Annotated in this window: 10 protein-coding genes and 1 riboswitch; of the genes, 2 read left to right on the top strand and 8 right to left on the bottom strand. The window is 73.0% G+C overall.

Annotated features, from left to right (window positions below; translation table 11 throughout):
• Nucleotides 1–46 precede the first annotated feature (46 nt).
• The 7 genes from hisG to ACFU6K_RS24555 all read right to left on the bottom strand — a co-directional run bounded on the left by hisG (nt 47) and on the right by ACFU6K_RS24555 (nt 5,370).
• Nucleotides 47–895 carry an ATP phosphoribosyltransferase gene (hisG, locus tag ACFU6K_RS24585; protein ID WP_380666403.1) on the bottom strand — a complete coding sequence of 283 codons (849 nt, stop codon included), beginning with the start codon at nt 893–895 and terminating at the stop codon, nt 47–49.
• A 57-nt stretch (nt 896–952) separates the two neighbouring features.
• Complete coding sequence (locus ACFU6K_RS24580) at nt 953–1,225, bottom strand: phosphoribosyl-ATP diphosphatase (protein WP_380666401.1); 273 nt, start codon at nt 1,223–1,225, stop codon at nt 953–955.
• Between the two features lie 112 nt (nt 1,226–1,337).
• Complete coding sequence (gene ribH, locus ACFU6K_RS24575; RefSeq protein WP_380666399.1) at nt 1,338–1,811, bottom strand: 6,7-dimethyl-8-ribityllumazine synthase; 474 nt, start codon at nt 1,809–1,811, stop codon at nt 1,338–1,340.
• A 52-nt stretch (nt 1,812–1,863) separates the two neighbouring features.
• Complete coding sequence (locus ACFU6K_RS24570; protein ID WP_380666405.1) at nt 1,864–3,153, bottom strand: bifunctional 3,4-dihydroxy-2-butanone-4-phosphate synthase/GTP cyclohydrolase II; 1,290 nt, start codon at nt 3,151–3,153, stop codon at nt 1,864–1,866.
• Nucleotides 3,154–3,158: 5 nt separating this feature from the next.
• A complete protein-coding gene (locus tag ACFU6K_RS24565; protein ID WP_380666397.1) occupies nt 3,159–3,806 on the bottom strand; it encodes a nicotinamide riboside transporter PnuC in 648 nt (215 codons plus the stop codon).
• Nucleotides 3,803–4,549 carry a riboflavin synthase gene (locus ACFU6K_RS24560; protein WP_380666395.1) on the bottom strand — a complete coding sequence of 249 codons (747 nt, stop codon included), beginning with the start codon at nt 4,547–4,549 and terminating at the stop codon, nt 3,803–3,805. Before ACFU6K_RS24560 ends, ACFU6K_RS24565 begins: the two co-directional genes overlap by 4 nt.
• A gap of 223 nt (nt 4,550–4,772) precedes the next feature.
• Nucleotides 4,773–4,900: riboswitch (FMN riboswitch) on the bottom strand.
• A 155-nt stretch (nt 4,901–5,055) separates the two neighbouring features.
• A complete protein-coding gene (locus ACFU6K_RS24555) occupies nt 5,056–5,370 on the bottom strand; it encodes an antibiotic biosynthesis monooxygenase family protein (protein ID WP_380666393.1) in 315 nt (104 codons plus the stop codon).
• A 231-nt stretch (nt 5,371–5,601) separates the two neighbouring features.
• Here ACFU6K_RS24555 and ACFU6K_RS24550 point away from each other — a divergent pair, with 231 nt between their 5' ends.
• Nucleotides 5,602–6,297: an MSMEG_1061 family FMN-dependent PPOX-type flavoprotein gene (locus ACFU6K_RS24550; RefSeq protein ID WP_380666391.1), complete on the top strand. Its 696-nt coding sequence runs from the start codon at nt 5,602–5,604 to the stop codon at nt 6,295–6,297.
• Nucleotides 6,298–6,465: 168 nt separating this feature from the next.
• Here the strand turns inward: ACFU6K_RS24550 and ACFU6K_RS24545 are convergent, their stop codons facing one another.
• Complete coding sequence (locus ACFU6K_RS24545; protein ID WP_380666389.1) at nt 6,466–6,654, bottom strand: YegP family protein; 189 nt, start codon at nt 6,652–6,654, stop codon at nt 6,466–6,468.
• Between the two features lie 183 nt (nt 6,655–6,837).
• On the opposite strand from ACFU6K_RS24545, the gene ACFU6K_RS24540 reads away from it, so the two are divergent.
• Entirely contained in the window at nt 6,838–7,251 is a 414-nt protein-coding gene (locus ACFU6K_RS24540) for an HIT family protein (RefSeq protein ID WP_380666387.1), read from the top strand.
• Nucleotides 7,252–7,482: the final 231 nt, after the last annotated feature.

Raw genomic sequence — 7,482 nt, 5'->3', positions numbered from 1 at the left:
TCCCCGCCCCATTGAACCGTTCTTTACCCGCGCTCGGGCGGGCGGGTCAGAGGCGGCAGGCGTGGATGTTGGTCACCAGGATGGCCCGGGCGCCGATGCCCCAGAGGTCGTCCATGATCTGCTGGGCCTCCTTGCGGAGCACCATCGACCGCACCGCGACCCAGCCCTCGGTGTGCAGCGGCGAGACGGTCGGCGACTCCAGGCCCGGGGTGAGCGCGACGGCGGCACCGACCTTCTCGGCGCGGATGTCGTAGTCCATCAGCACGTAGCGGCGGGCCACCAGCACGCCCTGGAGGCGGCGCAGGAACTGCTCCACCCGGGTGTCCTCGCCCGCGCCCTTGGGCCGGATCACCACGGAGTCGGAGACCAGGATCGGCTCGCCGAACACCTCCAGGCCGGCGTTGCGCAGGCTGGTGCCGGTCTCCACCACGTCGGCGATCACGTCGGCGACGCCCAGCTGCACCGCGGTCTCGACCGCGCCGTCCAGCTTGGTGACCGTCGCCTTCACGCCGTGGTCGGCCAGGTGCTGCTCGACCAGGCCGGTGTACGAGGTGGCGATCCGCAGGCCCTCCAGGCCCTTGACGTCCTCGACGTCCACGCCCTCGGGGCGCGCGAAGCGGAAGGTCGACCCGGCGAAGCCGAGGGCGAGCACCTCCTCGGCGTTGGAGTGCGAGTCCAGCAGCAGGTCGCGGCCCGTGATGCCGACGTCGAGGCGGCCGGAGCCCACGTACACCGCGATGTCGCGCGGGCGGAGGAAGAAGAACTCCACGTCGTTGTTCGGGTCGACGAGGACGAGCTCCTTGGGATCCTTCCGCTGGCGGTAGCCGGCCTCATGGAGCATCTCCGCCGCGGGACCCGAGAGAGAACCCTTGTTGGGGACGGCGATGCGCAGCATGGGAGGTTGCTTCCTTACCTGTTCGGAGGATGGGGGTGCTCGGGAGAGCGGGGGTGTCTAGAGGTACTTGTAGACGTCGTCGAGCGTCAGTCCGCGGGCGATCATCATCACCTGGAGGTGGTAGAGGAGCTGCGAGATCTCCTCCGCCGTCTGCTCGTCCGTCTGGAACTCGGCGGCCATCCAGACCTCGGCGGCCTCCTCGACGACCTTCTTGCCGATCGCATGGACGCCCTGCTGGACGAGCTGCGCGGTACGGGAGGACGAGGGGTCGCCGGTGGCGGCCTTCTGCTGGAGCTCGGCGAAGAGCTCCTCGAATGTCTTCGAAGCCATGATGGGGCCACCTTACGGCGTGCGGGCGGACGGACGGTAAACGGTCCCGGAGCGTGGACAGTCGGGTGGACGTCCACGCCCCGGGACCGGACGGGCCTGGGGCGGCCCCGCGTCAGAGCGCGGCGCGCAGCGCCACGGCGGTGGCGACGGCGGCGGTGACCGCCTCGTGGCCCTTGTCCTCGGCGGAGCCGGGCAGACCGGCGCGGTCGATCGCCTGCTCCTCGTTGTCGCAGGTCAGCACGCCGAAGCCGACCGGGACGCCGGTGTCCACGCTGACCTGGGTGAGGCCGCTGGTGGCCGCCTGGCAGACGTAGTCGAAGTGCGGGGTCCCGCCGCGGATCACCACGCCGAGGGCGACCACGGCGTCGTAGCCGCGCTCGGCGAGGCGCTTGGCGGCGACCGGCAGCTCGAAGGTGCCGGGCACCCGCAGCACGGTCGGTTCGGCGACGCCCAGCTCCTTGAGCGCGCGGTGGGCGCCGTCCAGCAGGCCGTTCATCACCGTGTCGTGCCACTGGGCGGCGACGACGGCGACCTTGAGGTCGGCGGCGCCGTCGATGGTCAGCTCGGGGGCTCCGTGACCGCTCATGTTCTCTTCCGTTCTCTGGTGTCGTCGCTGGTTCTGCTGGAGGTGTGTGGCTTCAGGAGCCGAGGCCGGGCAGGTCGTGGCCCATCCGGTCGCGCTTGGTGCGCAGGTAGCGCAGGTTGTGCTCGCCGGGCGCGATCTCGACCGCTTCGCGCCCCTTGACCTTGAGCCCGTGCTCGGTGAGCGCGGTCAGCTTCCGCGGGTTGTTGGTGAGCAGGGTGACCGAGCGGACGCCGAGGTCCACCAGCATCTGGGCCGCGATGCTGTAGTCGCGGGCGTCCGCGGGCAGGCCGAGGTCCAGGTTGGCGTCGACGGTGTCCCGCCCCCGCTCCTGCAGCTCGTACGCGCGCAGCTTGTGGGCCAGGCCGATCCCCCGCCCCTCGTGGCCGCGCAGGTACAGCACCACGCCGCGCCCGGCCTCGGCGACCCGCCGCAGCGAGGCCTCCAGCTGCGGGCCGCAGTCGCAGCGCAGCGAGCCGAAGACGTCACCGGTCAGGCACTCGGAGTGGACCCGCACCAGGACGTCCTCGCCGTCCGGCAGCCGCCCCTCCGCGTCCAGGCCGCCGGCCACCAGTGCGAGGTGCTCGACGCCGTCGATGGTGCCCCGGTAGCCGACGGCGGTGAACTCCCCGTGCACGGTGGGCAGGGCGGTCGCGGCGGCCCGGTCGACGTGCAGTTCGGTGCGCCGGCGGTAGGCGATCAGGTCCTCGATGGAGATGATCGCGAGGCCGTGCTCGCGGGCGAAGGCGACCAGCTCGGGCAGCCGGGCCATGGTGCCGTCGTCGTTGACCACCTCGGCGATCGCGCCGGCCGGCGGCAGCCCGGCGAGCCGGGCCAGGTCGACGGCGGCCTCGGTGTGGCCGGGGCGGACCAGCACGCCGCCCTCGACGGCGCGCAGCGGGAAGACGTGCCCGGGGCGGGTGAGGTCGCCGGGCTCGGTGCCGGGCGAGGAGAGCAGCCGTACGGTGCGGGCGCGGTCGGCGGCGGAGATGCCGGTGTCGACCCCCTCCCGGGCGTCCACCGAGACGGTGTACGCGGTGCCCTTGCGGTCCTCGTTGACCTGGGTCATCGGCGGGAGCTTGAGGCGGTCCAGCTCCTCGCCGGTCATCGGGGCGCAGATCACGCCGGAGCTGTAGCGGATGGTGAAGGCCATCAGCTCGGCGGTCGCGGCGGACGCGGCGAAGACGATGTCGCCCTCGTTCTCGCGGTCCTCGTCGTCGACCACGACCACGGCGCGGCCGAGGGCGATGTCGGCGATCGCCCGCTCGACCGGGTCGAGGACGAGCTCGGGGTCGGACTCGGGCCCGGGCCCGGCGGCGCCGCTGGTGGACTGGTTCTCGGTCATCTCGGTCATACCGTGGCTCCCTGCGGGGCGGTGGCGGACTTGGCGCGCGGCTCACGGGTGCTCAGCCACCAGGACCGCAGGCCGAGCAGCACCAGGACGAAGTAGACGGAGTAGGTGAGGCCGGAGAAGGTGTAGCCGCTGTTGAAGGCGAACGGCACGCCGACCGCGTCGACCGCGATCCAGGCGAACCAGAACTCCACCCAGCCGCGGGCCTGGGCGACCATCGCGGCCAGCGTGCCGACGAAGATGTAGGCGTCCGACCAGGGGCTCCAGGACAGGCTGGGGTAGGACGTGAAGAGCAGGGCGAGCCCGACCGTGCCGGCCGCCGTACCCGCCGCCAGCGCGATCCGCTCGCGCCAACTCGCGAACCGTACGGCGATCGTGCCGCCGTCGCGGCGGCCCCGCTGCCACTGCGCCCAGCCCCAGGCGGCGGTGACGATCACGATCAGCTGCTTGCCGATCAGGCCGGGGACGTGGCCGCCGAGGTAGGCGGCGATCAGCACCGCGCCGGACAGCAGCTGGACCGGCCAGCTCCAGACCGAGCGGCGCCAGCCGAGCGCGAGCCCGCCGAGGCCGAGGATGTTGCCGAACATGTCGGCCCACTTGACGTGTTCGCCGAGGACGGTGAACGCCTCGCCGCTGAGCCAGCTCATTCGGACTCCCCCGGGGTTCCGTCGACCGGCAGGCCGGACGGGGTGGACAGGTCGGACGGGTTCGGGCGGTTGGGCAGGTTCGGGAAGTCGGGCAGGTTCGGGAAGTTGGGCAGGGTGCGGGACTCCAGGAGGCGCTCGACGTACTTCGCGAGCACGTCCACCTCCAGGTTGACGCCCTCCCCGACGGCCTTGGCGCCGAGCGTGGTCAGCGCGAGGGTGGTCGGGATGAGGCTGACGGTGAAGCTGTCCTCGGCCGCCTCCACCACGGTGAGGCTGACGCCGTCGACCGTGATCGAGCCCTTCTCCACCAGGTAGCGGGAGATCGTGTCGGGCAGCGAGAACCGCAGCACCTCCCAGCGCAGCTCGCCCGCCGCGTCGCGCTCGCCCGGCTCGCGGCTCAACAGCCGCCCGGTGGCGTCGACATGGCCCTGGACGAGGTGGCCGCCCAGCCGGGCGCCGAGCGCCATGGCGCGCTCCAGATTGACCCGGGAGCCGGGTGCCAGCTCGCCGAGGCTGGAGCGGTGCAGCGTCTCGGCCATCACGTCGGCGCTGAACTCACCGGTGCCGGCGGCCAGTTCCGCCGGGCTGTCGACGACGGTCAGGCACACGCCGTTGACCGCGATGGAGTCGCCGTGCCGGGCACCCGTACAGACCACCGGGCCGCGCAGGCGGATCCGCGAGGAGTCGCCGATCTCCTCGATCGACACGACCTCGCCGAGCTCTTCGATGATGCCGGTGAACACCCGGGTTCTCCTCGCGCTTGGGGCGCGGACTCCGGGGCGGCATGGGAGATGACACGGACGGGCACCGGCGCACGGACCCGGGGCACACCCGTCGCCGGGGATGCCGAGGCCACCGGGAGATCGCTCGCCCGGCACGGGAGACACCGCTCCCGTCGTTCACCTGACCGGGGCCCGGGAGGCAGTCTCCTGCCGCTGGACCCACGGGTACTGCTCTTCGTCCGCCCGCGCACGCCTCCCATCCGGACTTTAACCGTCGGTCCAGGAATTTCACCTGGTCAACCGGCCGCTGGCTGCGGACGGGTCGCGGACTGTAACCGCCGGTTCGGATTTTCACCGACCCCGGAGTGCGCTGAACGTCACTGCTTGATGCCGTCATTGTGCCACGGTCGGCGCAAGCGCCGGGAGGGCCTCCGGCTGTGGTCTGTTTCACGGGCTTGCGGGGAATGCGCGGCGGGGTGCTACGTGGCTCCGCCCGGGGGGGCGAGCGCGCCTGGAGGGCCACGTGCTCAGAGGGCCGCGGGGGCGGCGATCGACGTGAAGTGGGTGACCTCCGGCGGGTGGGCGAGGTAGCTCAGCTCGCCCTCCGACCAGACCGGCCGGATCCGCCACATCGGCCCCGCGTACCCGCGCAGCGCCTCCTCGTCGCGCCAGCGGCTCAGCACCAGCACCCGGTGCCCGTCCTCGGACACCGAGCGCAGCAGCTCGCCGCCGAGGCAGCCGTCGGTCCGCCCGAGCTGCGGGATCACCTGGGCGGCCAGGTGCGCGCAGAACTCCTCGATGCGACCGGCCGAGACCTGCCCGGCCCAGATCCTGACGATCACGACCACCACCTCCAGCTGCTGCGGCTGGCGTCCCGCGCCCGGGCATCCCTCGCCCGGGCACGCTGACCCTGACCCGGTGGTCCCCGCCCCGGCGGGCCCCGTGCCAGTGGTCCCTGGCCCCCATTATGAGCGGAAAACCGCTGGTGGGGAGGGGTGGGACCGGAATTTCACGGAGGGTTGCCGGGGCCCGGGGAGCGGGGTGCACCGAGCGGCCTCGGCTACATTCCCGGTATGACGACCACACCGGAATCTGTCGTTTCGTCAACCACCGCACCGAACCGGCCGGGCAGCCTGTTCGACGCCCTCCACGCGGGCGCGCTCAGCGATCCCGCCCAGCTGCGCGAGATCTACGAGCAGCCCGGCGACCAGGCGCGCCGCAAGCAGGTCGACCACCTGCACGAGGTCGCCCAGCGCCTGATCGCCTGCTCCCCGCTGGTCTTCCTGGCCAGCATGGACGCCACCGGGCGCTGCGACGTCTCCCCGCGCGGCGGGCCGGCCGGGCTGGTCTCGGTGCTCGACGAGTACACCCTGGCCATTCCGGACGCCACCGGCAACAAGCGCTTGGACACCCTGCACAACATCCTGGAGACCGGCCGGGTCGGGCTGCTCTTCGTCGTCCCCGGCCGGGACGCCACGCTGCGGGTCAACGGGCGGGCCTGCGTCTCGACCGACCCGGAGCTGCTGCGGCAGCTGACCGCCGTCGGCAAGCCGCCGCGCAGCGCGATCGTGGTCGCCGTCGAGGAGGTGTACGGGCACTGCCCGAAGGCCTTCCTGCGCTCCTCGGCATGGAAGCCGGAGAACTGGCTCGCCAAGGACACGCAGCCGAGCTCGGCGGAGGTCACGCTCTCGCACCTGCGGGACGAGTCGCTGACCGTGGAGATGATCGAGCAGTACGAGCGGGAGGCGCTGCTGTACCGGTACGAGTGAGGTGCCGGGGCTGCGGGGGGCCGCGGGGGCCTGCGGGGGGCCGCGGGGGCCTTCTCGCGGGGTGGTCGGTGAGTGGCCGGCGGCTGGCTGGCGGTCGGCTCGGCGGATGCCCGGCGGCCGGCCCGGACGGGTCGGGCGCCGGGCCGCGCGCCCGGCCGGCCCCGGGACTCAGGCCGCCTTGGGAACGTCCACCACGGGCGCGCCGTCGGCGGCCCGCTGGACCGCCTCGACGCCCTTGTGGGCCGCGTCCTTGCTGGCGTAGCCCTGGCCGGTGGCGACGATCTCGCCGTTGCCCGCCTTGAGCCGGAACCGGTACTTGCCACCGGCGTCCTGATAGACCTCGAACTTGCCCGACATCCGGGCCACCTCCTCGCGGGGCCTCCTCGTGGAGCGCTCGATGCGCCCGCTGTCCGGCCCCCGGCGCCACCGTGCCCCCGGCACCGCCCCGGCCGCACCCGGGCGGCAGCCGGACGGGTGATGCCGGGCCCGCCGGGGTTTGCGGAGGTGCCGGGACGGCCGGCCGGTGGTTTGAATGGACGGATGGACTGCGTCTTCTGTGCGGTGGTGGCGGGCGAGGAGCCGGCGCACCGGGTGCTGGACGACGCGGTGGCGGTGGCCTTCCTGGACCGTCGGCCGCTGTTCCCCGGGCACGTCCTGGTCGTGCCGCGCACCCACCACCCGACGCTGGCCGACCTGCCCGCGGCCGAGGTCGGGCCGTTCTTCCTGCGGGTGCAGCGGGTGGCGGGGGCCGTCGAACACGGGCTGGGCGCGGCGGGCAGTTTCGTGGCGGCGAACAACCGGATCAGCCAGTCGGTGCCGCACCTGCACGTCCACGTGGTGCCGCGCAATCCGAAGGACGGGCTGCGCGGGTTCTTCTGGCCTCGGCGGCGGTATCCGGACGAGGCGGGGGCGGCGGAGGTCGCGGCCCGGCTGCGGGAGGCGTTGGAGGACTGAGGGGGTGGGGCTCCGGCTCCCTGCCCTGCTGTGGGGATCGCGCGGGGGCCGGCCGGGGTCGTACTTCCGCAGGAGCATCGGCGGGGTCGATATCGTTTTCCGGGCGGACGATCCGGCCGAACGGGGCGCCGGGGCGTGTCTTCGAACTCCCGTCGTCCGCCCGGAGGGCGGGCGGGGCGGCGTTGGGGTGCGTGCATCGCAAGGCGGAGGAGGGAGCCACTGCGGAGCATT

Origin of the sequence: Kitasatospora sp. NPDC057512 (genome assembly GCF_042802135.1) — a bacterium.
GTDB lineage: Bacteria > Actinomycetota > Actinomycetes > Streptomycetales > Streptomycetaceae > Kitasatospora.
Note: the sequence above shows the minus strand (reverse complement) of the source record. Positions and strands in the feature narration are given on the sequence as shown.